Below are 26,354 nucleotides of genomic sequence, written 5' to 3'. Positions count from 1 at the left end.
TGGTAACTGTTTCATGAACGCTAGCTTGTCTTTACTGCACCCTTACCCATTTGAAAAGCTGAATGCCCTTTTTAAGGATATTACGCCCGCAGACCTCCCTTTAATTCCATTATCGATTGGGGAGCCAAAACATCCTGCACCAGCTTTTGTAAAACAAGCAATCGTGGAACATTTTAATCATCTTTCAACCTATCCAAACAGTAAAGGTTTGCCAGAGCTACGTGACAGTATTGCAAATTGGCTACAGCGTCGTTTTAAACTAAACCAGATCAATGGAGATTCACAGATTTTACCGGTCACAGGTACACGCGAAGGAATTTTTTCTTTTGTACAGGCGCTGATCAATCGTGACGAAGCACCTTATGTGGTTATGCCTAATCCTTTTTATCAAATTTATGAGGGTGCAGCATTACTTGCCGGCGCAAAACCGTATTTCATCAACTGTACAGCAGAAAATGACTATTTAGGTGACTTTGATGCCGTTCCTGCCGAAGTGTGGGAAAAAACAGCTTTGCTGTTTGTGTGTACACCTGGAAATCCAACAGGTGCAGTACTCTCAAAAGAGAAATTTAAAAAACTGATTGAACTGTCCGATCAGTATAATTTTGTGATTGCATCAGATGAATGCTACTCAGAACTCTGGTTTGACCAGCCACCTGTCGGCTTATTGGAAGTATGTGCCGAAATTGGGCGCGATGACTATAAAAACTGTATCGTTTTCCATTCGTTATCCAAACGTTCAAATTTACCGGGTATGCGCTCTGGTTTTGTGGCGGGTGATGCAGCATTGCTCAAGCCTTATTTACAGTTCCGTACCTATCATGGTGCGGCAATGCCGGTTCAACATCAATTGGCTTCTATTTACGCATGGAACGATGAAGTACATGTTGAAGAAAACCGCCAGCAATATCGCGCGAAATTCGACATGTTTCAGTCAGAATTAGGCGGTTTGCTACCGCTTCAAAAGCCTGATGCGGGTTTTTATTACTGGTTGCAAGTCGATAACGATGAAGCCTTTGCCAAAATGCTGATGGAAAAAGCCCACATCAAGGTTTTGCCAGGTCGTTATCTTTCGCGTGATACTGCAACAGGTAATCCGGGTGAAAATCATGTACGTATGGCATTGGTCGCAGATCTGGCACAATGTGAACAAGTTGTGTCACGATTAAAGAAAATTTTATAATCAATCAAGCTTAAAAAAAGCCTCTCTATTGAGAGGCTTTTTTCTTAGAAATTAAAGCTTGCACTGAGCATAAATGTACGTGGCAATCCGGCAACCAAATAACCATTATTGGCATTGGAAGTGCTATTGATATTGTCGTACAAACCTACCGATGCCCAATAGTTTTGATCGAAGACATTATTGATTTTGAAATTAAATGTGGTTGGCGTTTGCCCTAATTGAGTTTTGTAAATTGCCCCTAAATCGAGCGTAGTCCAGTCTTTCACCTTAAGTGTGTTGTCTAGGCTTGCATAACTTGATCCGTTATAAACCAGTTGGGCATTAAGCGAAATATCTGCTGCAATTGGTAGTTTCCAGTCCGCCCCAATATTAGCCTGAAACTTAGGTACACCCACCTCATCCTTTGAATCATAAGCAATCGACCCAGTATTTTCTTGTTTAGCATGCATCCATGTTGCACCGCCTAATACAGTAATTGCATCGGTAAGTTTGCCATAAGTATTAAGTTCAACACCTCGATGAACATATTCACCTGCATCACTAAATACCTGATTTTGAATAACAGCACGCTGTTTGTTGATATCAAATAGACTCAAACTTGCACCGAAAGTTCCATTTTCATACTTTGTTCCAATTTCTTTTTGTTTTGCAACAAATGGCTTTAATGTAGTTGTGGTGCCATTATTGGTATTACTTAAACCCTTGGCCAACGACTCAATGTAATTACCATACACCGAAATTTCTGGTGTTAACTTGTATGAAACACCTAATACTGGTGTAAATTTGCTTTCATCATAGGCGGTTTTTTCCCCATTATTATACGCATAATTATCTTGCATAATCGTTTGATATCGCCCACCAAACATTAGATTAAGTCGATCATCAAGTGCCTTTAGGTTGTCTCCAATTGCAATACTTCTTAACCGTGTACGTGTCGTCAGTTTGGGTGAATTCAACTCATTTCCAGAATATACAGGCGATGTTGCAAGTGGCTGATCGTATTGCACTGGTATATACAAGTTGTTGGTATATTGATTCGCAAAATCCATAATGTAGGCATTACGGGAATTCAATTGAAATGCCGATGCTGCAAGTACGAATTGATGCGATATGTCGCCAGTATTCAGTTTGGTACGTAGGCCGATTTCTCCTGTATTGACCATATCTACCCGAGCATTGTCAAACCGATAAAATGTGCTATCACCCGTACTTGCATTACTCAGTGTAAGATTAGCTAAGCTATTACGCTCTTCACCATGACGAAAACCATAGGCTGCATAGGCAGTAACAGCATCAGTCAGATCATATTCTGCACGGTAACTTCCAAAATAATTTTCTTCATTTGAATAAGTCCATTTTTGCGCATAATTACTTGATGCTTTAACCGCAGAAGGCACACTCGTTACAGCAGCACCTAATGTTACATTGGGTCTAGTCGCCTCTAGTCTATTATTGCTATATCCCATATCGCCCGATAGACGCAAACGCTCACCTCGATAGTCTAGCCCTATCGCAGTCAAACCTAACGTATTTTTTTCATGATCAACCGCGGTATGACCACCATGATAAGCCGTATTGACTCGCACACCAAACTGTTGATCCTCTCCAAAACGTCGGGCTACATCGCTAGCAACATACCCTCCGTTAAAATCGGTTCCTAACGTGACACGATTTAAAGGCTCATTTCCAGCACGTTTAGGCAACAGATTTATTGCACCCCCAATACCACCACTACTTGGCATCGCCCCATTTAAAAATGAAGAAGTGCCTTTTAGTAATTCCACACGTTCGAACAATTCAGTCGGAATATATTGGCGTGGTAAAATAGAATACAAGCCGTTATACGCCGTATCATCTGAGCCAAGATTAAAACCGCGAATATAATAGTTTTCTTGGAAGTTTCCAAAGCCACGCCCCACCCGCACACTTGGATCGGCTTTAAGTACATCACCAACACTCTTTGCTTGACGCTCTTGAATGTATTGATTGGTGTAGGCACTTAGACTAAACGGCGTATCCAAATTTTTTTGATTTCCAAAAATACCAATTCGCCCTCCCGATGCAACCTGACCTCCAGCATAAGCCTCCATAAGACCATCTGCCGATGCATCTGCACTTGCGACCACGCGGATGGTTTCAAGTGCAGTTATAGTTGTGGATTTTTGTTGAGATTCATCTAGTGAAGCTTGTACTTCAGCATGAATAATTTGCGTACCAGATACACAGGCCATAAGCATGACCAAAGGTTTGATTTTTCGCATGGCTGACTCAGGGAGAAAAATTTACACAAATACTAAATGAGAATAACAATAATTAAAAGAATTATTATTAAATAAAACTCATTCTCATATTTTCTAATTATGCCCTTTATGATTGTGATTCTTAGAGTACACATCTCCAAACTCAAAAAAAGAGCTATACATAACCAATCAAAAGTATTGAAAAAATGCAAAATGCTCCAGCGGATAGATAATACAATTTACAAGAATTCCGTTGTAAAAAGTTTAATGACTGATCGAATGTCAACATTCGAACCAAAAAAAGGTTCCAAACCAAAACGACCACTACCATCCAGATTGAAATTGAAAGTTTTTCATACCAATGAAACTGCTCAGCTATTAAAATACTCAAGCTACTGTAAAAAAGTATATTTTTTGGATTAACTAGGCTAGATTGAACACCTTTGATGAAATGTATTTTTTCCTTACGGATGTGTAAATTATTTTCACGTCTCAAATTCAACGGTGATTTGGCATAACGGATACATAAATAAGAGAGATAGAATAAATATAAAATACCGATCCATTTGATGGCTACGAGAATACTTTTATCGATATTGATTAGTAATTGTAATCCAATAAATACCAAAGCGATAATGACCGCATTTCCCAACGCTACTCCGCAACAGACTAAAATGGCTGCATTTCGATTATGGCGCAATAGCGTTGTTAAAATGAGAAAAAAATCTGGTCCTGGAGAAAGTAAGGCAATAAAGTGAGTGAGCGCAATCGCAATAAACAGTTCCACAAGGTATCTCGCTATAAATCATCAACACGAGATTAAGTATTTAGATGTGTATTATCTTGTATAAAATTGCGCGTCATAGATAGTTGATACTGTCTAGGCGTCGCACCAGCGAACTGCTTAAAAACCCGATGAAAATGGCTCTGGTCGCTAAAACCTAAATCATAAGCAATTGCTGTGATTGACTTTCCTGTTTTAAGTTGTTGTCGAGCTTGATGAATACGAAGATTCAACTGAAATGCGTGTGGAGTTAACCCTAAATTTTGTTTAAATAATCGTATGATTGTAAAGCGGCTCAATCCACTCGACTGAGCAAGTTCTTCAAGCGAAAGAAAGGTTTGGTGCTGGTTAAGAAGATTTATTAATTCATCTAAAGCCGCTCTTAAATACTGCTTATTGTTTAAAAAACGCCAAGACATAGAAGGGAAAATAAATTGAATGAGCGTGTCTATTAATTGTTGCTCTTTTTCTAAAACAGTAAAATTTGGATTAAATAGTGTCTCATTCATTTTGCAGAACGATTGATACACTTCAGATTTTCGAATAATTTCAGGTTTTAAAACAGGTATTTTCTGTTCGATGCTATTCGATAAACCCTCTTCAATAAGAGCTGAAAGCCACGATGCATCTAAGTGCATCATTTGATAACTCCAGTCCTGATTGGGTAATAGATTACACGAGTGCTCTGTAAATGCTGGCACAATCACCAGACTACCTGGAGTTAAGCGCTCGAATTGGTGAAATGCACTACTAAAGCAACTAAAACCGGCATCAACAGCACCAATCGAAAAAGTTTCATGACTATGCGATTTGTAGCAAGTTCGACTGGTACATGCCTTACGCGTTTCCACATAAGGCATGCGAGCATCTGACCAGAACAGATTACCTGAATGACTCAACATTAAAAAAGCCAAGCATTAAACTTATGCATTGTCCAAAGCTTTCTCAATATCTTCTTCTAGGCTTTCTGGTTTTGTGGTTGGTGCATAACGATTCAACACCTTCCCGTCACGGCTAACAAGAAACTTAGTAAAGTTCCATTTGATATTTTCGCTACCCAAAATCCCTTTCGCTTCACGGGTAAGATAGCGAAAAATCGCATGTGCTTCTGGACCTTTAACATCAACCTTGGCAAACATCGGGAAGCTTACGCCATAATTGCGTTGACAAAATGAGCCAATTTCCTGATTTGAACCTGGATCTTGCCCTCCAAACTGGTTGCATGGAAAACCTAAAACTTCAAAACCCTGTTCTTTGTATTTTTCATAAATTTTTTCCAAACCAGCAAATTGTGGTGTAAAACCACATTTGCTTGCAGTATTTACGATTAAAAGTACTTTGCCCTGATAATCGGCAAGTGACTTCGTCTCTCCCTCAAGTAAATCTGCTTCAAATTGATAAAGGTTGGTCATGGATAAGTTTCCTCATCATTCTTCTCGTCGGTTTTTAATTGTAATGACGCCGAATTTACGCAATATCGCAATCCTGTCGGCTGTGGTCCATCTTCAAAAACATGCCCTAAATGAGCGTCGCAGTGATGACAAACAATCTCTGTTCGAACCATTCCATGCGATAAATCGTCATGCTCCTCTATTGCGGTGGTGTTAATCGGTTTATAAAAACTTGGCCAGCCACAGCCACTATCATATTTAGTGATTGAAGAGAATAATTCTGCACCGCAGCAACGACATACATAAGTACCCGATTGCTTTGTATTCCAGTACTGACCTGTAAAAGCAGGCTCAGTGCCCTTTTGTCGCGTGATTCGGTACTCTTCTGGTGATAACTCTCTTTGCCATTCTCGTTCTGTTTTGTTGAGTTTTCCCATGATAGTTTCCCTAGCTATTTTGCTGTTTAAAATAGGATAATCTTATATTTACGTCATTCAATCTAAAATTTCTAGTGTTTCATGCACAATTTACAAAACACGTATAATTGAATCAAAAGCAAAAAGTAAGCAATATTATTTTTTAAGTAAGCAGTAGTTATGTAACCAATGCTTCATTGTAAGCAAAATACATGTTAATCTTTGTCCATTCTTGCTAAGGATAAAAAAATGTCTCAAAAAAAGAGCGTTATTTTTAAAACCCTACTGCCTGTGATTAAACAATATCAACAGCTCGGTTATACGCATGAAAAAATTGTGACTTTACTCAAAGACCAGCATGATCTTGATTTGGTTACAACTGAAACATTTAAAAGCTATTTATATCGTTATGCAAAAGTGAACCCTCCTCCTTCTGAGACCCTCAAAATGACGAACACGACCCAAACCCCACGAGAAATTAAAAAGTCTTCTAAGCTCGAGCATGTATGCTACGACATTCGTGGTCCTGTGTTACGAGCGGCCAATGAAATGGAAGAACAGGGACATAAAATTATTAAGCTCAATATTGGTAATCCTGCTCCGTTTGGATTTGAAGCACCACAAGAAATTATTAATGATGTCGCACTAAATTTACCTAATGCGATTGGTTACACCGACTCAAAAGGTATCTTCCCTGCACGCAAAGCCATTTGCCAGTATTATCAGCAAAAAGGCATCCGTGATATGCATGTCAACGATGTCTATGTCGGCAATGGTGTATCAGAACTGATTGTCATGGCTATGCAAGGCTTGCTCGACGACGGCGATGAAATGCTCGTGCCTATGCCAGACTATCCACTTTGGACCGCTGCGGTAAACCTTTCAGGAGGAACCGCCATTCACTATAAATGTGATGAAGAAAATAGCTGGTATCCTGATCTTGCCGACATGGAAAGTAAAATCACACCCAATACACGCGGTATTGTGATTATCAACCCAAACAACCCGACAGGTTCAGTTTATCCACGTCATGTTTTGGCACAAATTGTCGCATTGGCAAAAAAATATGACCTGATTTTATTTGCAGACGAAATCTACGATAAAATCGTTTACGATGGCATTGAACATGTGTCTGTTGCTGCACTTGCTGGCGACCAGTTGTGCATTTCATTTAACGGCTTATCAAAATCTTATCGTGTTGCGGGCTATCGTTCAGGCTGGATGGCTATTACAGGCGATAAATCACGCGCGAAAGATTATATTGAAGGGCTAGACATGCTGGCTTCAATGCGCTTGTGTGCCAACCATCAGGCACAATATGCCATTCAAACTGCGCTAGGGGGCTATCAATCGATTAACGACTTGATTCGCCCGAGTGGTCGTTTATACGAACAACGCAATATTGCGTGGGAAATGCTCAATGAAATTCCGGGTGTGAGTTGTGTAAAACCGGAAGGTGCCATGTATTGCTTCCCAAAACTCGATCCAAACATGTATCCCGTAGAAGACGATGAACAACTGATGCTAGACTTTCTTCGTGCAGAGAAAGTACTACTGGTTCAAGGTACTGGTTTTAACTGGCCGACTCCTGACCATTTCCGTCTGGTGTTCTTGCCTGCAGAAAATGAGTTAAGAGAAGCAATTACCCGTCTATCTCGTTTTTTAGCAAATCGTCGTTAATTAAGAAAATTTAAAGCAATGTCGAAGTTCGACATTGCTTTTTTATTTTTTATACGGTTTATAAAAAAGCCGTTTACGCACCAAGATAAAGCAACAACATTCCAATTTGGTGCAAAAATACTTTTTGTAGGCTAAATACTTTGTTTTTTCACTTTATTTTTATCAGTACGCTCGAAATAGCATAGATAAGATTGATGTATTTCTCGTTAAAATTAATGCATTCTTTTAATTTAATTTAAAAAATAAAATGCCAATGCTTTAATTGATCAAAATTCAAATAATAGCCAAAATGTCTGGCATAGACATTGCTATTCGATGGAAGATCAAAACACAGGATTGTCATAAATGATTAATAAGGCTATTAAATCATTCGGTTTAGGATTAACGCTTCTTGCAGCATCTGTATCACTATATGCAAAAAATAATGTAGTGGTCGTTGCAACAGGTGGAACGATAGCAGGCGCTGGCGCAAGCTCAACCAATAGCGCAACATATACAGCAGCAAAAGTCCCAGTCGATGCACTCATCAATGCAGTGCCACAAATCAAAGATTTAGCAAATGTCACTGGTGTTCAGGCGCTACAAATTGCTTCTGAAAGCATTACCGACAAAGAACTACTCTCCCTTGCTCGCCAAGTGAATGATCTTGTCAAAAAGCCATCTGTAAACGGTATCGTCATTACGCATGGTACGGACACGCTAGAAGAAACTGCATTCTTTTTGAATTTAGTCATTCATACAGACAAGCCGATTGTACTGGTTGGCTCAATGCGTCCATCTACAGCACTTTCTGCTGATGGTCCGCTCAATCTTTATAGCGCAGTTGCTCTAGCTTCATCTGATGAAGCAAAAAACAAAGGCGTTTTGGTCATGATGAATGACTCGATCTTTGCTGCACGTGATGTAACCAAAGCAATCAACATTCATACCAATGCTTTTGGCAGCCAATGGGGTGCTTTGGGTACACTGGTTGAAGGTAAGCCTTACTGGTTTAGAAGTTCTGTTAAGCGCCATACTAATGCTTCAGAATTTAATATCGAAAATATTAAAGGCGACCAGTTACCTTTGGTTCAAATCGTATATGGTTCTGACTCAATGATTCCTGATGCCTACCTTGCCTATGCCAAGGCTGGTGTAAAAGGAATTGTAAATGCGGGTACAGGTAATGGCTCTGTAGGTAACTATATTGTGCCAACATTAAAGCAATTGCATGATGAGCAAGGCATTCAAGTGGTACGTTCATCACGTGTACCGCAAGGCTTTGTACTACGTAATGCTGAACAACCAGACGACAAATACGGCTGGGTGGTTGCACATGACTTAAATCCACAAAAAGCACGTCTGCTAACTGCACTTGCACTGACCAAAACCAATGACGCAAAAGAAATTCAGCGTATGTTTTGGCAATACTAAGCGCAATTAGCCTCAAAAAAACCGATGTCTATACATCGGTTTTTTTATTTTATAATCTGATTTGTCTTTACGAAGATGTTTTAATGCCAAAATATTAGACAACTGTCTCAGACAGAGCGTGTTAGAATATTTGGCGGTCGTGTTAAGGATAGGTCTATGCAGTTTGTTCATCTTGGTATTCATTCAGAATTTTCGATTACTGAATCGATAGTTCGCATACCTGATCTCATCAAAGCTGCTGTCAAAGACAATATGCCTGCTTTGGCGCTCACAGACTTATCTAACTTACATGCGGCCGTTAAGTTTTACACCTCGTGTTTAAGTAAAGGCATCAAACCGATCTTAGGTAGTGTGGTTCGGCTCAATGAGCCCGACCAACGAGTTACCTTGCTCGCCATGACCAATGAAGGCTGGAAAGGCTTAACCGAAATTGTGTCACGTGGTCATATCGAAGGCCAGCAACTCAGCATTCCTTGTGTTCAAAAAGAATGGATCTTGGAACAACATCACGACATTATTGTATTGCTCGGACAAAACAGCGATGTTGGCAAAATGTTGTGTTCGTCCAATCCACAAAAAGCAGAGCCGCTGCTTGAAGCCTGGCAAGAAAAATTTGGCAATCGTGTTTATCTGGCTTTAACTCGCACAGATCGTCCGGGTGAAGAAGATTATATTGGTGAAGCGGTTAAATTGGCGGCCAAGTATCATGTTGGTGTCGTCGCGCATAATGATATTCACTTTATTGAGCGTGATGATTTTGATGCACACGAAGCACGAGTCTGTATTGCAGATGGTTACGTACTTGCTGATAACCGCAGACCCCGAATTTACAGCCCCGAGCAATATTTTAAAACCACCGCCGACATGGTGGAACTCTTTTCAGATATTCCAAGTGCACTTGAAAATACTTATTACATTGCGCAGCGCTGTAATGTTTCGCTACAGCTTGGAACTTACTTCCTTCCGGATTATCCAATTCCAGATGGTTTTACCATCGACACCTATTTTGAGCATTTGTCTAAAGTAGGTCTTGAAGAACGCCTTAATCATTTGTATCCCGTAGAGATGCGCGATGAAGACTGGCCTGAAATTCGTAAACCTTACGATGAACGTATTGAGTATGAAGTGGGCATTATCCTTAAAATGGGATTTCCAGGTTACTTCCTTATCGTGATGGACTTTATTCAATGGGCCAAAAGTAATGGTGTTCCGGTTGGCCCGGGCCGTGGTTCTGGTGCAGGCTCATTGGTGGCGTATAGTTTAAAAATTACCGATCTGGATCCACTTCGTTACGATTTGCTCTTCGAGCGTTTCTTGAACCCAGAACGAGTTTCAATGCCCGACTTTGACGTCGACTTTTGCATTGCAGGGCGAGACCGAGTAATTGATTACGTCTCTCGTACCTATGGACGTGAAGCAGTATCGCAAATTGCGACATTCGGTACGATGGCGGCCAAAGGCGCGATCCGGGATGTTGCGCGCGTACTGGGTAAATCGTACGGTTTGGCCGATCGTATTTCAAAAATGGTGCCTACCAAACCGCTCGGGGTGGATCTGGCGACGGCCATCGACATGGAGCCACAACTCAAAGACATCGTCACCAACCCGTCCAATCCGGATTATGACGATGCCAGTGAAATTTGGGAAATGGCACTCAAGCTTGAAGGTATCACGCGTAATACAGGTAAACACGCCGGTGGTGTGGTGATTGCACCCGGAAAAATTACCGATTACTCTGCAGTCCTATGCGATGCCGATGGTACAAACCGCGTTGCACAATACGATAAAGATGACGTTGAGGCAGCCGGTCTGGTCAAATTTGACTTTTTGGGCTTGCGAAACCTGACCGTAATTGAAGATGCGGTGCAAAATATCAATAAGCGCATCCAGTTTGAGACACCGCTTGAAATTGCCAATGTGCCTTTAGACGATAAAGATGCCTACTTGGTGTTCGCCAACGCCAATACGACTGCGGTGTTTCAGTTTGAATCCGTCGGCATGAAAAAAATGCTGAAGGAAGCGCGACCGAGTAAATTTGAAGAAATTATTGCCTTCGTATCGCTTTACCGTCCGGGCCCGATGGATCTGATTCCCGACTTTATTCACCGGATGCACGGCGGTGAATTTGAGTATTTGCATCCATTACTTGAAAGTGTGCTCGAACCGACCTATGGCATTATGGTATATCAGGAACAGGTAATGCAGGCTGCACAGTTTTGTGCGGGATACACGCTCGGTGGCGCAGATTTGCTCCGCCGCGCCATGGGTAAAAAGAAACCTGAAGAAATGGTCAAGCAGCGTAAAATCTTCATTGAAGGTGCTGCACAAAAAGATATTGATGAAGCCACAGCCAACCATATTTTTGACTATATGGAAAAGTTTGCAGGCTATGGCTTTAACAAATCGCATGCTGCTGCCTATGCCTTGGTGGCCTATCATACCGCCTGGTTAAAAGCGCATTATCCTGCCGAATTTATGGCGGCGGTTTTGTCGTCGGAAATGCAAAATACTGACAGTATCGTATTTTTGATTGATGACTGTCGTAATAACGCACTTGAAGTCATGCCACCTTCTGTAAATATGTCGCTGTATCATTTTCATGCCAGTGATGAACGTACCATTGTGTATGGTTTAGGTGCCATTAAAGGTGTGGGCGAACAAGCAATGCAATCGGTGATTGACTCACGTATTAAGCAAGGTCCATATACCGACTTATTCGATTTTTGCCACCGCATCGATTTGAAAAAAATTAATAAGCGTACACTTGAAGCGCTGATTCGTGCCGGTGCTCTCGACTGTCTACAAATTGAACGATCAACGCTCATGGCACAGTTGCCTGAGGCTGTTCAGGCTGCGGAGCAAGCACGCCAAAACCGTGAAACTGGTATTATGGATTTGTTTGGTGAAGTTGAAGAAGTTCAGCGCAAACCTGCCAAACCTGTTAAGCCGTGGTCAGACGAAGTTCGCTTAAAAGGTGAAAAAGACACTTTGGGCTTGTATCTGACCGGCCACCCGATTGATGTTTATCGTACCGAATTGAAATCGTTTATTCCAGCTAAACTAAATGAACTGACACCTACGCGCCGTGGAGTCACTACGGTCTTTGCTGGACTGGTACTCGACGTTGCCAATTTCCCGAACCGCATTGTTGTTACACTCGATGACGGAACTGCGCGTGTTGAAGTCAGTTGTAACCATGAACGTTTTCAGCGCTTTAAAGATATTGTCGCAATTGAGCAAGTGGTGGTGATTGAAGGCGAAATTTACGAACGCGAAGGCTTCGACCGCCCGATGGCACGCTTGACCAAAGCATTTAGTCTGAATGAAATTCGTCAAAAACGTGCCAATCATATTCGCATCCAGCCAACAGACGACTTGATGACCCCTGCTTTAGCGCGCGATCTGCAACAGATTCTTTTGCCTTATTGTAATATTGATATGTGCCAGCATATTCCTGTCATCATGTGTATCGATCAGCCTTACGCAAGTGCAGAAGTGCAGCTTGGGCAAAACTGGAAGGTTGCGCCACTAGACGAACTACTGGTGAAACTGCGCGATTATTTTGGTAAAGAAGCGATTTACATTGAATATCAGGTGAAGTCAAAAGCAGCCAAAGCGGCAGAGCCAGTAAAAGCGAATATTGCCCTACCGCAAGATATGTCGATGGATGAAGCAATGGATCTGTATCACGCAGAAGTCTCTCAATACTCTTAAATTTGAATCGGATACTTTATGAATAATGCTGACAATGCGTTGGTGAATCAATCATTGGCGCATGTACGAATTGTGATGGTCAATACCACGCTTCCAGCCAATATTGGAAGTGCGTTACGTGCAATGAAAACCATGGGACTGTCAAAACTGGTATTGGTTGCACCCAAAACCTATCCACATCCCGATATCGATGCCCTTGCCGCAGGTGCACAAGATCTGATCGAGCAAATTCAGATTGTGGATACGCTTGAAGATGCCATTCGAGATTGTCATATTGTATTTGGAACCAGTGCGCGTAGCAGAACCATTCCTTGGCCACTGCTCGATGTACGCCCGGCTACTGAATTATCGATAGATGCCGTGGTGAATAAACAACAGCAAGTTGCGATTGTATTTGGTCGTGAAGATCGCGGTCTGACCAATGAAGAGCTGGCATTGGCCAATTATCACCTCACGATTCCGGTCAATATCGACTATGGCGTGTTAAACGTAGCGCAAGCCATTCAAGTGGTGTGCTATGAAATGCGAATGGCTGCACTCGAACGAACCACCACATCATCTACTGAAACGACAAATGCCCAAATGCAGGTTGCAGAAGGTGTCGCAATGGACTGGGATGAGCCACTGGTCACTCATCAGCAAATGGAAGAATTTTATCCTCATTTTGAAAAAATGCTGGTCGACATCGAATTTTTAGATCCACAAAATCCGCGTTTGCTTCCACTTCGTATGCGCCGTTTGTTTGGGCGTATTCAACTCGACCGAATGGAGTATCATTTGTTACGTGGTGTATTTAGCCGCGTGCAAGCACTCAGTCAGGGCAAATGGAAAAAAACACAACAGGATGAGGATCAGCCCCATGTTTAAACAGCTTAAAGAAGACATTCAAGCCGTATTTGCGCGTGATCCGGCAGCTCGAAATACTCTGGAAGTTTTGACGACTTATCCGGGTATTCATGCACTGATCATGCATCGGGTTGCACATGAGCTCTGGAAAAAAGACTTGAAAGGCTCTGCACGTGCGCTGTCTTCTCTGAGCCGATTTGCGACAGGAATTGAGATTCATCCTGGCGCCAAAATTGGTCGTCGCTTTTTTATCGATCATGGCATGGGTGTCGTAATTGGTGAAACTGCCGAAATTGGCGATGATGTTACGCTCTATCATGGCGTAACGCTTGGCGGTACAACTTGGAATAAAGGCAAGCGTCACCCGACGCTTGAAGATGGTGTAGTGGTCGGTGCCGGCGCAAAAATTTTAGGGCCATTGATCATTGGTAAAGGTGCGAAAATTGGTTCAAATGCTGTTGTGACCAAGCCTGTTCCTGCGGGTGTGACTGCTGTAGGCAGTGCAGCGCGATTTATTCAAAAAGATCTGGATAAAAATGCCGAAGAAATGCGCCGTGAAAGCTATGCGCAAAGTATTGGATTTGAACCTTATGCAGCCACTCGCGACCAGACCGATCCTTTACTCGAAGGTATGAAAGTACTGCTTGACCGTATTCAGCAAAATGAAGTGCGTATGAATACTTTATGCAAGCGATTGACTGCACTTGATCCGACATTTAAAAAACAAAACTATGATCAGCATCCATTTAGCGATGAAGAGCTTAAAATTATTGAAGAAGTCCGACGTGAATGTGAAGCACAGCATAAGATGAGCGATGCTTGACCATTTAGTTTAATACTGTAACACGGCACTCATTGCATGTTTGCTCAGGTTTTCTTAGACTGGCTGCACAACGATCTTTTATTCATACAACAATTTTACGGATGACTCTATGATGTTTAAGCCTTTGGCATACACCATGTTAGCAGCTTCAGTTTTAACCGCATGTAGCCCTCTTCCTGTCAAAGAAAATAAGCAAAGCACACAACCTTACGTGTTCACCGAGCCGGATATTTCGCCGCCATTTTATTCATTAAATCCATTTAACTACGATGCACCTCCTGCATTTGAAGTTGCACTTAAAGAAGCAGCAGCTCAACCTGTAACAAAAATGGTGGTAAAACGTTCGGATGATCCGACACAAACGATCGTGCTCGATATCAATAAACTGATTGTTCCAACAATTAAAAATAATACGCGTAGCATGAAATATGCAGCATTGGCTGGTGAAAATGAACTGGATGTCACTGAAATTGATGACTTTATCCAGCTTGTTGAAGGTAAAGCTCGCCATTATCCACCACGTTTTACCGATCGTCAGGAGCGTCGTGGTTATGAAAGCAAGTTAAAGCAGGTTTCAGCGCAACTTGATACTTTAGCAGCCAATCCAGATGCTTCATTTGATGTTCTGATTCGTGCATTTAAAGCCAGTGTGCTTGGCCGTAACCTCGATTTAGGTTCTGCTTATACCACCAAATCATTGACTTATGCTCAACGTTTACTCAAAATGAATCCAAATGATCCAGAAGCCAATTTCTGGTTTGGTTTTGGTTTATCTGAAGGTGGTGGTCAACGTGAAGCAATGCCATATTTGGAAAAAGCCATGAAAGGCGGCGTACAGGAAGCGTATTTGGTCAGTGCAAATAACTATATTGCAATGGAGCAAAAGAAAAATGCAGTCCAAACGCTCAAAAATTACAAAATCAAATATCCAGACGAAGCTGAGGTTGCAGATCGTTTAATTACAGAGATCGAAAAGCAAGGTCGCTGGAATGTATGGCAAGTCATGACCAACCCGGCAGTTGCACCGAAGTAACACTTCACTCTTGTATATAAAAATAGGCTGACCAACAGCCTATTTTTATGGTTGTTTCTTAGAACCCTGTACTTCAATTTGATCCAAATTGATTGCACATATTATGATGTGCCGACTCACCATATCTAAAAAGAACTATTTGCTATGAGACCGAATCCATCATTGCTAAAAGGACTTAGCCTACTGAGTGTAAGCCTCACCCTCTTACTCAGTGGTTGCCAAGTGGTGAGCGTAAAGCAGCAAGCGTTAAATATTACTATTGCCAATGAGCGCAATAGTATTCTGATGCAAGATGCATTGAGTGAGGCCAGTCTGAATGTCTTGTCGATGTCGGGCCGAGAAGCAAATGTTTGTACAAACGACCCCGATGCATGTATTACAGAACTCAAAACAATTTCACAAATTGGTGAAGAGCAATTTCTGTCTGCCGCAAGCGAAATATATCTGGCAAAATCGATGCAACTTGAACGCTCGTCGGATTGTAAAACACCTTCTTCTACAGCTAAATCAAATACAAAACTAAATTTGTCGAATCAGGAAAATAACTGTTTAGATCGTCAAATGAATATGCTCGATAAAAGCATTCGCTATAGTTATGCCTATTTATTTTTGACACAAAGAAAACCGCAAGATCGAATATTCGATAACCGCCAAGTTCAAATTCGAGATTTCTATAATCAAGCCATCGCGAAACAAGTGACGTTGTATGCGCTTCGCAATCCACAAAAACAAGTACAAACCCAGATTCAACTCGGTGACAATACTTACCGTATTAATTTTGATGATTTTCCACAACTTGCAAAGCAACCTCTTGAGAAGTTTATTTCGAGTTATAACCTGAACTTTTCAGGGCTTCGCACAATTAATCGCCGAGATGGTTTTGGATCAGAGTTTGTTGCAGTTTTCCCGCCATCAAATCGTAAAGAATCTTCAAAATATATTGTCGACCCGCTACATTACAACTTTAAGAGTGGACAAAATCCAAATATTCACGACGCGCGCTATCTAGCGGTTACACTTGTCGTCGAGCCTCAGATCAAGCCCAAGAATGTCGACCAGATTTTAAATAATCCTCAATTTGTGATTAAAGTTTATGATCCGTACAATACTGAAAATATTAAGGTCGCGGGGAAAAGCTACCCCTTAGCAGCAAATTTTTCGGCACCATATGGTTTATGGCTGGCGGAAAATAATCTTGGAATTTTGGCTTATTTAAGCTTATTGGATCGCGATCAACGTTTAAGCATGCCGCATCTGTATAAGCTCGAACCGTATAATCCCAATAAAAAAATTATTGTATTGGTACATGGATTGGCCAGTAGCCCTGAGGCATGGATTGGGCTCACCAACGATATTATGGGTGATCGTGTACTACGCGAGCATTATCAAGTCTGGCAAATTTTTTACTCAACCAATATGCCAATTTTGGAAAGTCGTTATCAAATTTATGCGTTGTTACAGCAGGCATTTGATGGACTTGACCCTCAAGATGCAGCAGACCACAATGCGGTACTGATTGGTCATAGTATGGGAGGCATTATTAGCCGATTACTGGTGAGTAAGGCTGATTTATCAGATAAAGCCTTTAAGATACTGAATACCAACCAACGTCAACGGTTTAAGCGAGATCAAAATGTTTTGAACCGCTTTAAAATTCAACCCATTGAAAATTTTGACCGCGCAATTTTTATGTCTGCACCTCACCGGGGTACAGATTATGCAGACCGATGGTTTACTTTAGCAGCACGTAAAATTATTCGCCTGCCCAGCTCTTTTTTAGGCGCACTGACCGACACCCTCACCAACGATGCGACCGATCAGGCCAAGGACCTAACCAATGGCATCAACGGTGGACTCATTCAAAATGGTCCAAGTGATTTAAGCCACAAATCTAAATTTATTGCACTAACTAAAGATGTTGTGCCACCAAAAGGCTACGTGTTTCATTCAATTATGGGCAACATCACTAAAAGTCAGGAACCTGATCAAATTACAGATGGTATCGTTCCGTATAGCAGCGCCCATCTTGACGGCGCTGTATCTGAAAAAATTATTAAGGGCGGGCATTCAATTCAGGAAACACCAGAAGCTTTGCTTGAGTTACGTCGGATTCTGCGCTTGCACCTTCAGCAGCATCAAATCAAGTAATTACGCAGTTTTAGATTACAGTTTGTAGCACTCATCAAGTGCCAATGCATAGTATTCAAGTCCGTCTTTTGCAGCAAGAAAAGCTTTTTGCTGTAATTCTGGTTGATCTGCACACAATCGTTTGATGAGTTCCATGGCTTCATAGGGATGTAAATCATCGTAATGCGCATGCGCACGTAGCCATGCCAGAGAACGCTTATTGATATTCACTTCTGGGTGATCAATATATGCATGTATACCTTTATAGACCTGAACTGACCAATCACCTGTCGCCCATTCAATCGCCAGATTGGTTGCTGCAAGGCACTCAGCTAAAGAACCCGTGGTATTGGTATGCCATAAAAAGTGATTGACTGCATTCATGGCGACTGGGGGACGAACTTGATTGAGTTGATCAATGCTCAAACCAAAGCCTCCTGCCCAGTCTTGATACCAATTTAGGTGTCGTTCTTCCACTTTAATGTTTTGAATCAGCCAATTGCGGGTTTCAGTCACACCCTGAGCAGAAAAATCAATCGCTTTAGACAACCCCAGCGCCATGTAAGAAGGAAAATGCGCGACCAAAGGATAAAAATTAAGCAAGGCCGAACGAAAGCAGTCCAGACTCAATTGTCCGCTGGCCATGTTTTGAAATAAAGGATGCTGGCTTACGCGATCTTTATACGGAATGAGTTCGTCCCAAAATTGCTGAGCCCATGGACTATGCGACGTTATTTCTAAAGCTGTTCCTTTTGTATAAGCACTCATTCTTAAAATCCTGTTACTGTTTCGTCCAGTGAACTCATTTATGCTGCATTGATAATACAATATACAATTTAGAAAAATACTGTATTTTTTATCACTTTTCTAGACGTCTTCAAATCATTTGTGTGAATTAAATCTCATTTTAATTGACTATTTTTTATAATTCTTAAGCGATATTTAAATAAAGATCAATTTTTATAATAATGTGATTTAATACACAATTTATCAAATTATAATGAATTAATATTATTTAAAAATGATGACCAATTATCATTTTTAAATCATTCACATTTATATTTCACATTTTTACAAATAAATAATTATTTTAATAAAGTATTGTTTTATAAAGTTTTATATAAAAAATAGATATTACTTTTCATCCTTAAAATTTCAACGTATGATAATTATGACTTGAATACAATATTTAAATCTAAATCACTTTTAAAAAATATTTTGAGATTGCGTTAAGACAGTGAGATCTGCCGATGAAGTTACAAGGCTCAAATATTTTAAGTCAGGAGCAGATAGACTTACTTTTATCGCGTGGCTTAAATTTTGTCTGGTTTCCTAAAACACTTGAACAAGTTTATCGCACTCAATATCGACAAGCGGCTGCCCATGAGTTTCGTTTTCGTGCACCGATTATTCTCATTTTATATAGTTTACTCAGCTTTGGTATTTTTCAGGTTCTTCCACAATCTGAAATTAAACTCTGGCTGATTAATTATGCTTGGGTTGGTGTAATTATTACCAGTGCTTGGCTGCTCTCTTTTTTTAAATCGTTTGATAAATGGTTCGATTACTATGTTTGCCTCGGTTCGACTGCCGCTGTTGCCATCACATTTACGCTCATTAATATTCTAGAAGGCGGTCAAAACAATGCCTTACTGCATGCATCAATGATGTATGCCGTGATTATTATTTACGGCTTTGTTGGTCTTCGTTTTTATACTGCCCTGTTTGCAGGTTGGGTCGGTGGGTTAATTGGTTTTACGATTAGTATTAATTCAAACATCTCGATTGATTGGACTTACTTAAATCGCACGTATACCTTTAGCAGCTTCTTAGGTATGGCGCTGGCCTACTTTACCGATCGTCAGCATCGTGAAAATTTTTTAAGTGACTGCGTTATTGAACTCAATCGGCTCAAACTGGTTAAACAGGCCGAATTACTGGAAACACTTTCACAGCAAGATTCACTCACTGGCTTAGCCAACAGACGCTATTTAGATGAAGTGCTTGAAAAAGAATGGCGCCGTGCGGTTCGACACAGTATGCCCATCACCATCATGATGATCGATCTGGATTTTTTTAAATCGTATAATGATTCGTTGGGGCATATCAAAGGCGACGAATGTTTACGTGAAATTGCCAAGGCCTTAACGTCACTCACTTCACGAAGTGGCGATTTAGCTGCACGTTATGGCGGTGAAGAATTTTTATTATTGTTTCCAATGACCAATGAATCTGAAGCACTCATTCAGGTTAAACGCCTCATGAATGTAATTCGTAAGATCGATATTCAACATCCCTCAAGCGATATTTCGTCGCAGGTGACTTTAAGCGTTGGGGTCGCGACCATGATTCCGCAAGTTGATGACAGTATTTCATCATTTGTATCTCGCGCAGATCATGCACTGTACACGGCAAAAAGTAAGGGTCGTAATCAGTATCAGATTGCCAATATTCATGTGTCGGTAGAGATGAATTATTCTTCATCGAGAGCTTAATTGTTCGTTTAATATGATCTGTCATTTGCATAAAAACCATCCAATTTAAAACGCTATCACACTTAATTCATGCCATTAAAGGTAAAATCGAGTAAATTATATGGCTTTAAAGCGATAACTTTTTACGACTTGATGACTAAACCTAGAATTAAACTTGAACTTCCTAACAATGCAGATAAATTGCTTCTGCATTCCTGCTGCGCACCGTGTTCAGGCGAAGTGATGGAAACGCTACTTGAATCGGGTATCGATTATTCGATCTTTTTTTATAATCCTAACATTCATCCTGTTAAGGAATATCTGATTCGCAAAGAGGAAAATATTCGATTTGCCGAGAAACACAATATTCCCTTTATCGACTGCGACTATGACACCGACAACTGGTTTGCACGTGCCAAAGGCATGGAAAATGAACCTGAAAAAGGGATACGCTGCACCATGTGCTTCGATATGCGTTTTGAACGTACCGCCCTGTATGCGCATGAAAATGGATTTAAAGTGATTAGCAGCTCGCTCGGTATTTCCCGCTGGAAAGACATGAATCAGATTAATGACTGTGGTGTTCGCGCTGCCTCACATTATCCTGAAATTACTTATTGGGATTACAACTGGCGTAAAAATGGCGGTGCAACGCGAATGTTAGAGATTAGCAAACGCGAAGAATTTTACCAGCAGGAATACTGCGGTTGTGTGTATTCATTACGCGATACCAATCGCTGGAGAATGAGTCAGGGACGTGATCGGATTAAACTCGGTGTTAAATTTTATTCTGCGACTGATCCTGAATAATACTTTAACAAATTGGGTAAAACAAAAAGACTCGATGCAATGAAGCTCGAGTCTTTTTGTTTACAGCAGTCATGACGTCACCCAACTCAGTGCGTTCGTGACTCACCTTGCTGATGTAAAAAATCCTGAATCATCTCAATTACAACATCGGGTTTTTCTGCATGCAGCCAGTGGCCTACATCATCAATACTTTGGATATCTGCTTGCGGGAACTGTGCTGTAATTGGATCGTGATACTCGGGCAGGACGTATTCTGATAATCCACCACGAATCAACAACATCGGTTTATTCCATGGCTGAATCGGATGCCAACCTGCAATATGAGAATATTGCTGTTCGATCGCATCGACATTAAAAAGCCAGTGGCCTTGATTAAACGATTTCAGCAAAAACATAATCACGCCATCTTCATGAATATATTGCTTCATGATTTCGGTAGCTTGTTTACGGCTCAGCTCGTGCGGTTCAGCACGAACAGCGTTCAGTGCATTTAAAATAGCCTGATGACGATGCCCTTCATAAGCCACAGGACTCACATCAAGTACAATCAGATGCGCAATACGTTCTGGATATAATCCAGCAATTTTCATGGCGACTTTTCCGCCCATTGAATGACCAATCACGGAAAACTCGGCAATACCCAGTTCATCCAGTGTATCGATCACGTCCTGCGCCATAATTTCATAGTTTATTTCGGCACTGTGTGGAGAAGCCCCATGGTTGCGTAAATCGAGCTGGATAATTTTATGATTGGTATTTAATGCCCGCGCAATCACCCCTAAATTTGACAAACTACCAAATAAACCGTGCAACAACACAAGAGGTGCATTGGTTGTGGCATGATCTGATTCAACAATGTGGCTGTTTAATATCATAAAGATTTCCATATATTTATCGCTATACCAATAAGACTAGCTCGGCTGACCAACTGGATTCAAGCATCAACTACATATCCGCATCAAATAAAAAAGCCCTCCGTAGAGAGCTGTTGTTTTTTACAGCACTTATTAGGATGCGAGCGCCATTTGCTCTGCACGAACCTGTAATTTTTTGACGGCTTGACGTGCCTCAAAGGCTAACTCATGCAAATCTAGATCTGGAATCAGATTATTTTGCATTACGATTTTACCGCCAATCAGCATATACCGAATATTGGCTTGTCCGGCACTTGCTACCGGGCCAATGGCAAGATCGTGTAATCCCATGTATCGCGGATCATTGAGATTATAAATGACCAGATCGGCCTGTTGACCAATCTCAAGTGTTCCAATGTTGGGAAGCCCGAGTACCTGTGCGCCGCCTTGCGTACCCCAGCGGATCACATCTTCGATGGTTGCAGCGTCTGCACCGCCTTCAAAAGTACCTCTTGCATATTTAGGTTGTGCCAGCATTCCTTTTCGGGCACGCTGTAGCATCCATGCTGCATGTGTTTCAGACAACATATCGGCAGCCTCATTGGATGCTGCACCATCTACGCCGATTGAAATGGCCATCCCTGCGGCTTCAAGCGTGACCAGATCGGCGATACCACTACCCAGTCGGGCATTACTTTGTGGGCAATGTGCTATTCCGGTTTTACTTTGCCCCAAAATCTTGATTTCTTCGGGTAAGAGCTTGACTAAATGTGCAAACCAGACATCCTCACCTACCCAGTCATGCTCGGCACAAAACTGCACTGGTGTTGAATTAAATTTGGCTTTTGCCGCATCCAGATAATCAACGGTTTCAGAGAGATGTGAATGTAAACGAATGCCCAAATGGCGAGCGAGTTTTGCACTTTCTCGAAGTTGCTGCGGTGTAGTTGAGTGGAGTGCCGTGGTGGGCGCCATCACAATTTGTCTATATGCATCGGGCTGGGCTTGATGATAGCGCTGTACCAAGCGCTCAACATCGTACATCATGTGTTCAAATTTTTCAGGTCGAAGCGCCTGTGGCAACTCAGCTTCAAGCCCTCTGGTGAGTGTGCCACCGCCTCGACAAAGTACAAATCGCATGCCTAGCCGATCCGCTTCGTCAAATAAAATTTCGGCGCCATCAAAGGGCATGTCTGGCCAGTATAGATAATGATGATCGGCCACTGTGCCACAACCTGACTGGAGCAATTCAATTAAGCCAATTCGGCTTGCGAGTCGAAAGGTATCTTCATCAAATGCACCACGAAAACGATAAGGTGTTGCCGCTAGCCAAGGCGTCAGATTTTGATTTAATCCTTGCGGTTCACCTTTAAGCAAAGACTGAAATAAATGGTGATGAGTATTCACCCACGCTGGATACACCACACCATCTTGCGCATCTAAAACAGTTTCATCTGAATGGGCCCTTAAATGTCCTATCTCGGTAATCACGCCGTTTGAAATGCGGATTGAAGTTGCAGAAGATCGTGCTTGTTGATTGGCTTGTCCGGTCATGATGGCATGTATATTTTTAATCAGATAATTCATTAGACTTGCTCGCTTTCATGCCATTTGTTCAAGAAGATACGGCTGAGCAGTGACATCAGCATAAATAGAATCAGTCCCGTACAGGTAATTAAAAATAATGCGGCAAACATCAATGGCAAATCGAGCTGGAATCCGGCTTGTAAAATCTGATAGGCCAATCCGGCACTGCTGCCCCCTGTACCCGCAACAAATTCAGAAACTACCGCACCGATCAGCGCCAAGCCACTTGAGATACGGAGCCCACCAAAAAAATAGGGTAATGCATTGGGTACACGCAGCTTGAGCAGTACCTGCCAACGTGAAGCTTTATTGATTTGAAACAGATGTAACAGCCCAGCATTGACACTACGTAGCCCCAACGTGGTATTGGTTAAAATCGGGAAAATCGCGACCAGCATGGCACAAACGACTAAAGCCAATGTAGTATTATGAATCCAAATAATTACCAAAGGTGCAATGGCTACAATTGGCGTAACTTGAAATAAAATGGCATACGGCATAAAGCACGCCTCAATCACCCGGCTTTGTACAAACAAAAATGCAATCAAAGTCCCAATTAGCACGGCGCAGACAAACGCCAGCAATGTAATTTTTAAGGTGATCCATAAACTACCGAACAGTAAATCTGCTTGTACAACCAAAGCATGAGCAATATCGGATGGTTTGGGAATAAGATAAATCGGAACGTTCATTTGCTGAAGCGCAATTTGCCACACCAGCAGCAGCAGCAACCCCAGTGTTAACGGCGCCAAGAGCTGACGTACTTGTGGATGTTCGATTAATGGCTTAACCATGGTGATGCCCTCCACTTGCTTGTTCCAAAATATTGGATAGTTCTGCACACTGCGTCATAAATCGTTCTGAAGCTCTAAAGTGGTCATCACGCTGTGCCGGCCCTTCAATCGCAATATCCGCCACAATACGCCCTGGACGAGCTCCCATCACAATTACTCGGGAAGATAAAAATACAGCTTCATAAATGCTGTGTGTGACAAACACGACCGTCAGATCTCGCTCTGCCCATAATGTACGGATATCTTGATCTAGGCGGTGCCGCGTAAATTCATCTAAGGCACCAAAGGGTTCATCCATGAGTAATAAATCAGGTTCTGTCACCAAAGCTCTGGCCAAAGAAGCACGCATCTGCATCCCTCCAGAAAGCTCTTTTGGATAAGATGCAGCAAAATTACCTAATCCAACCGAAGTTAAAGCTGCTTGTACTTTAGGCTGACTGATTTTTTTAGGTACATGACGTAGATCGAGTGGAAGCCGAACATTCTCTGCAATATTGGCCCACGGCATGAGAGTGGCCTCTTGGAACACCATGGCCATTTTGCACTGAGACTGTAGATCAGTTTTACCATGCCAGCGTACTTGCCCTGCGCTGGGTTGTTCAAGATCTGCAAACATCTTTAAAAGTGTACTTTTACCACAGCCCGAGGGTCCTAAAAGCGATACGATTTCACCACGCTGAATATCGACATCGAGGCGTTGAAGCGCATGTGTGCCGTTTGGATAAACTTTTTCTACACCACGCGCCATCAGCATTGGTGCTACAGTATTTTGTGGCTCTGGATTTGGAGAGGCGAAGACGGCTGAATTCATGTTAGGTTCCCCCTATTATTGTTTTGCTTATGTTTCTACCTCAATGAGATATTTAGTTTTTATTGGATTTCGGCTGTACAAACTGTAAGGTATATGCCGATTTCCACTGAGTCTGAGGCTTAAGTAACTTGGACTGCACCATGAAATCTCGTGTTTTACTCCAGCGGACATCGGTCATGACGCCTATCCCCATGGTTTTAGCATCTCCACCCTCAATTAAACCCAAACTTTTCATTTGCGCGACACCAAATGCCAGCAATGCATCATCCATATTCCGATTTTCTTTTTTAATGAGGGCATTGCCTGGTGCAGGATTTTTCAGATAGCTTTTCCAACCTTCCATTGAGGCTTTGACAAAGCGTTGTAAAACCTCTGGCTTGGTTTGAACCAGATCATTTCGGGTGACCAAAATACCGCCATAAGCTGGATAGCCGTCTTTGGCAAACAAGAAAAATTTACTCGATGGTTCTGCTTTTTTGGCTTGTAGCACCTCAGAGGTGGCATATGCTTGTTGTGCAACATTTTTATCGGCTAAAAATGGCTGCATATTAAAAGTGTATGGGCGGGCTTGAGCATTGTTGAGATTATATTTGCCACGTAACCATGGCCACCAGCTGGCTTGCCCACTGGTTGAGACTAAAATGGTTTTGCCTTTAAGATCGGACAGTGATTTTACATCGGCATGGGTAATCAGTCCTTGTGGATCGACTTGAAATGGCGCAGCAATCGCTTTGATGGGGAAACCACTTTCAATGCCTTTGAGCACCTGTAAATCATAGTTAATAATTACATCGGCACGCTTGGCCAAAAGCAGTGTCATGTTATTGATTTGCGGGCCACCTACTTTGATGGTGACATCTAAGCCATACTTTTTATAAATGCCTTCAGCCAAAGCCTGATAATAACCACCCTGTTCGGCCTGTGCGTACCATGTGGTTTGTAAGACGAGTTTATCGTTGGCTTGAGCAGATGTAAGAAATAGAAGTGATGCGGCAACGACAGCCAAACGCGATTTGCCTAAACCATGATATTTGTTCATGATGAACTCCCTGATGAATAGGTGAAAGCCATAACAGCTATTCATACAAAGGGAGAATGGAGTATACCTGTGTGATCATTCATACTCTCAAGACAGCATAAAAATCTGTCTTGTCCCCCTAAGAGGAACAGCCTGCGCTGTAGAGCAATGTCCCATGCGAATGATCGCACTAACCGCTTATACTCAGGTTCTGATTAAGCAAGAGCTATGCCAACAAAAAGAGCACCATATCGGCTCTAAAACTGGCTCAAAATTTGTATGCGAAATAGGAGCACATGAAACATCTGCCCTAAACTTGCGCACAAAAGCAGCATATGAATGCATCTAACTGTCTT

General features: G+C 41.8%; 21 protein-coding genes. 10 read left to right on the top strand and 11 right to left on the bottom strand.

Annotated elements, in window-relative coordinates; all coding sequences use genetic code 11:
• Positions 1-13: 13 nt before the first annotated feature.
• A complete protein-coding gene (dapC, locus tag KCV09_RS03245; RefSeq protein WP_151815929.1) occupies positions 14-1,183 on the top strand; it encodes a succinyldiaminopimelate transaminase in 1,170 nt (389 codons plus the stop codon).
• 44 nt (positions 1,184-1,227) lie between these two features.
• Here the strand turns inward: dapC and KCV09_RS03240 are convergent, their stop codons facing one another.
• From KCV09_RS03240 to msrB, 5 genes are all read right to left on the bottom strand, one after another.
• Complete coding sequence (locus KCV09_RS03240; RefSeq protein WP_151815930.1) at positions 1,228-3,444, bottom strand: TonB-dependent receptor; 2,217 nt, start codon at positions 3,442-3,444, stop codon at positions 1,228-1,230.
• Positions 3,445-3,598: 154 nt separating this feature from the next.
• Positions 3,599-4,210: a LysE family translocator gene (locus KCV09_RS03235; protein ID WP_076032643.1), complete on the bottom strand. Its 612-nt coding sequence runs from the start codon at positions 4,208-4,210 to the stop codon at positions 3,599-3,601.
• Positions 4,211-4,242: 32 nt separating this feature from the next.
• Positions 4,243-5,109: an AraC family transcriptional regulator gene (locus tag KCV09_RS03230; RefSeq protein ID WP_212515514.1), complete on the bottom strand. Its 867-nt coding sequence runs from the start codon at positions 5,107-5,109 to the stop codon at positions 4,243-4,245.
• A 21-nt stretch (positions 5,110-5,130) separates the two neighbouring features.
• A complete protein-coding gene (locus tag KCV09_RS03225) occupies positions 5,131-5,619 on the bottom strand; it encodes a glutathione peroxidase (RefSeq protein ID WP_004937060.1) in 489 nt (162 codons plus the stop codon).
• On the bottom strand, positions 5,616-6,035 hold the full coding sequence (gene msrB / locus KCV09_RS03220) for a peptide-methionine (R)-S-oxide reductase MsrB (protein WP_004937058.1): 420 nt from the start codon (positions 6,033-6,035) through the stop codon (positions 5,616-5,618). Before msrB ends, KCV09_RS03225 begins: the two co-directional genes overlap by 4 nt.
• Before the next feature lie 228 nt (positions 6,036-6,263).
• Between msrB and KCV09_RS03215 the strand changes: the two genes are divergently transcribed.
• The 7 genes from KCV09_RS03215 (at position 6,264) to KCV09_RS03185 (ending at position 17,671) form a co-directional block, all read left to right on the top strand.
• Positions 6,264-7,694, top strand: coding sequence for a pyridoxal phosphate-dependent aminotransferase (locus KCV09_RS03215; RefSeq protein WP_151815380.1), 1,431 nt, complete (start codon positions 6,264-6,266; stop codon positions 7,692-7,694).
• A 345-nt stretch (positions 7,695-8,039) separates the two neighbouring features.
• Positions 8,040-9,107: an asparaginase gene (locus KCV09_RS03210; RefSeq protein ID WP_004937056.1), complete on the top strand. Its 1,068-nt coding sequence runs from the start codon at positions 8,040-8,042 to the stop codon at positions 9,105-9,107.
• Positions 9,108-9,263: 156 nt separating this feature from the next.
• The gene (gene dnaE, locus KCV09_RS03205; RefSeq protein WP_004937054.1) at positions 9,264-12,821 is read left to right on the top strand and encodes a DNA polymerase III subunit alpha; all 3,558 of its coding nucleotides are present in this window, start codon (positions 9,264-9,266) and stop codon (positions 12,819-12,821) included.
• Between the two features lie 18 nt (positions 12,822-12,839).
• A complete protein-coding gene (locus KCV09_RS03200) occupies positions 12,840-13,688 on the top strand; it encodes an RNA methyltransferase (protein ID WP_212515513.1) in 849 nt (282 codons plus the stop codon).
• The gene (gene cysE, locus KCV09_RS03195) at positions 13,681-14,490 is read left to right on the top strand and encodes a serine O-acetyltransferase (protein ID WP_004937050.1); all 810 of its coding nucleotides are present in this window, start codon (positions 13,681-13,683) and stop codon (positions 14,488-14,490) included. Before KCV09_RS03200 ends, cysE begins: the two co-directional genes overlap by 8 nt.
• Before the next feature lie 109 nt (positions 14,491-14,599).
• Positions 14,600-15,523, top strand: a complete 924-nt coding sequence (locus tag KCV09_RS03190) for an ABUW_2363 family tetratricopeptide repeat lipoprotein (protein WP_212515512.1) — start codon at positions 14,600-14,602, stop codon at positions 15,521-15,523.
• A gap of 144 nt (positions 15,524-15,667) precedes the next feature.
• Positions 15,668-17,671 (top strand): esterase/lipase family protein, encoded by a 2,004-nt coding sequence (locus tag KCV09_RS03185; RefSeq protein ID WP_212515511.1) that lies wholly within the window; start codon positions 15,668-15,670, stop codon positions 17,669-17,671.
• Between the two features lie 15 nt (positions 17,672-17,686).
• Here KCV09_RS03185 and KCV09_RS03180 read toward each other — a convergent pair whose 3' ends face one another.
• Entirely contained in the window at positions 17,687-18,418 is a 732-nt protein-coding gene (locus tag KCV09_RS03180; RefSeq protein WP_151815377.1) for a TenA family transcriptional regulator, read from the bottom strand.
• 482 nt (positions 18,419-18,900) lie between these two features.
• On the opposite strand from KCV09_RS03180, the gene KCV09_RS03175 reads away from it, so the two are divergent.
• Positions 18,901-20,145 (top strand): GGDEF domain-containing protein, encoded by a 1,245-nt coding sequence (locus KCV09_RS03175; protein ID WP_004946783.1) that lies wholly within the window; start codon positions 18,901-18,903, stop codon positions 20,143-20,145.
• Between the two features lie 132 nt (positions 20,146-20,277).
• The gene (locus tag KCV09_RS03170) at positions 20,278-20,934 is read left to right on the top strand and encodes an epoxyqueuosine reductase QueH (RefSeq protein ID WP_025095936.1); all 657 of its coding nucleotides are present in this window, start codon (positions 20,278-20,280) and stop codon (positions 20,932-20,934) included.
• A gap of 86 nt (positions 20,935-21,020) precedes the next feature.
• Here KCV09_RS03170 and KCV09_RS03165 read toward each other — a convergent pair whose 3' ends face one another.
• From KCV09_RS03165 to KCV09_RS03145, 5 genes are all read right to left on the bottom strand, one after another.
• Entirely contained in the window at positions 21,021-21,809 is a 789-nt protein-coding gene (locus KCV09_RS03165) for an alpha/beta fold hydrolase (protein WP_212515510.1), read from the bottom strand.
• Between the two features lie 132 nt (positions 21,810-21,941).
• Positions 21,942-23,375, bottom strand: a complete 1,434-nt coding sequence (locus KCV09_RS03160) for an amidohydrolase family protein (protein ID WP_212515509.1) — start codon at positions 23,373-23,375, stop codon at positions 21,942-21,944.
• Positions 23,375-24,169, bottom strand: a complete 795-nt coding sequence (locus KCV09_RS03155) for an ABC transporter permease (RefSeq protein ID WP_151815373.1) — start codon at positions 24,167-24,169, stop codon at positions 23,375-23,377. Before KCV09_RS03155 ends, KCV09_RS03160 begins: the two co-directional genes overlap by 1 nt.
• Positions 24,162-24,980, bottom strand: a complete 819-nt coding sequence (locus tag KCV09_RS03150; protein WP_088458688.1) for an ABC transporter ATP-binding protein — start codon at positions 24,978-24,980, stop codon at positions 24,162-24,164. The genes KCV09_RS03155 and KCV09_RS03150 overlap by 8 nt, the downstream gene beginning before the upstream one ends.
• Positions 24,981-25,032: 52 nt before the next feature.
• The gene (locus KCV09_RS03145; RefSeq protein ID WP_151746400.1) at positions 25,033-26,019 is read right to left on the bottom strand and encodes an ABC transporter substrate-binding protein; all 987 of its coding nucleotides are present in this window, start codon (positions 26,017-26,019) and stop codon (positions 25,033-25,035) included.
• Positions 26,020-26,354: the final 335 nt, after the last annotated feature.

It is taken from the genome of Acinetobacter soli (assembly GCF_018139125.1).
Classification (GTDB): Bacteria; Pseudomonadota; Gammaproteobacteria; order Pseudomonadales; family Moraxellaceae; genus Acinetobacter; species Acinetobacter soli.
This window is presented reverse-complemented; position numbering and strand designations above follow the sequence as displayed.

Excerpts from the sequence above, each read along its gene's own strand:
- KCV09_RS03175 (WP_004946783.1), top strand. The coding sequence starts at position 18,901 with ATGAAGTTACAAGGCTCAAATATTTTAAGTCAGGAGCAGATAGACTTA.
- KCV09_RS03190 (WP_212515512.1), top strand. The coding sequence starts at position 14,600 with ATGATGTTTAAGCCTTTGGCATACACCATGTTAGCAGCTTCAGTTTTA.
- KCV09_RS03160 (WP_212515509.1), bottom strand. The coding sequence starts at position 23,375 with ATGAATTATCTGATTAAAAATATACATGCCATCATGACCGGACAAGCC.
- KCV09_RS03145 (WP_151746400.1), bottom strand. The coding sequence starts at position 26,019 with ATGAACAAATATCATGGTTTAGGCAAATCGCGTTTGGCTGTCGTTGCC.
- KCV09_RS03170 (WP_025095936.1), top strand. The coding sequence starts at position 20,278 with ATGACTAAACCTAGAATTAAACTTGAACTTCCTAACAATGCAGATAAA.
- KCV09_RS03155 (WP_151815373.1), bottom strand. The coding sequence starts at position 24,169 with ATGGTTAAGCCATTAATCGAACATCCACAAGTACGTCAGCTCTTGGCG.
- KCV09_RS03240 (WP_151815930.1), bottom strand. The coding sequence starts at position 3,444 with ATGCGAAAAATCAAACCTTTGGTCATGCTTATGGCCTGTGTATCTGGT.
- KCV09_RS03185 (WP_212515511.1), top strand. The coding sequence starts at position 15,668 with ATGAGACCGAATCCATCATTGCTAAAAGGACTTAGCCTACTGAGTGTA.
- KCV09_RS03150 (WP_088458688.1), bottom strand. The coding sequence starts at position 24,980 with ATGAATTCAGCCGTCTTCGCCTCTCCAAATCCAGAGCCACAAAATACT.
- KCV09_RS03225 (WP_004937060.1), bottom strand. The coding sequence starts at position 5,619 with ATGACCAACCTTTATCAATTTGAAGCAGATTTACTTGAGGGAGAGACG.
- KCV09_RS03180 (WP_151815377.1), bottom strand. The coding sequence starts at position 18,418 with ATGAGTGCTTATACAAAAGGAACAGCTTTAGAAATAACGTCGCATAGT.
- KCV09_RS03210 (WP_004937056.1), top strand. The coding sequence starts at position 8,040 with ATGATTAATAAGGCTATTAAATCATTCGGTTTAGGATTAACGCTTCTT.
- dnaE (WP_004937054.1), top strand. The coding sequence starts at position 9,264 with ATGCAGTTTGTTCATCTTGGTATTCATTCAGAATTTTCGATTACTGAA.
- KCV09_RS03230 (WP_212515514.1), bottom strand. The coding sequence starts at position 5,109 with ATGTTGAGTCATTCAGGTAATCTGTTCTGGTCAGATGCTCGCATGCCT.
- cysE (WP_004937050.1), top strand. The coding sequence starts at position 13,681 with ATGTTTAAACAGCTTAAAGAAGACATTCAAGCCGTATTTGCGCGTGAT.
- msrB (WP_004937058.1), bottom strand. The coding sequence starts at position 6,035 with ATGGGAAAACTCAACAAAACAGAACGAGAATGGCAAAGAGAGTTATCA.
- KCV09_RS03200 (WP_212515513.1), top strand. The coding sequence starts at position 12,840 with ATGAATAATGCTGACAATGCGTTGGTGAATCAATCATTGGCGCATGTA.
- KCV09_RS03165 (WP_212515510.1), bottom strand. The coding sequence starts at position 21,809 with ATGATATTAAACAGCCACATTGTTGAATCAGATCATGCCACAACCAAT.
- KCV09_RS03215 (WP_151815380.1), top strand. The coding sequence starts at position 6,264 with ATGTCTCAAAAAAAGAGCGTTATTTTTAAAACCCTACTGCCTGTGATT.
- dapC (WP_151815929.1), top strand. The coding sequence starts at position 14 with ATGAACGCTAGCTTGTCTTTACTGCACCCTTACCCATTTGAAAAGCTG.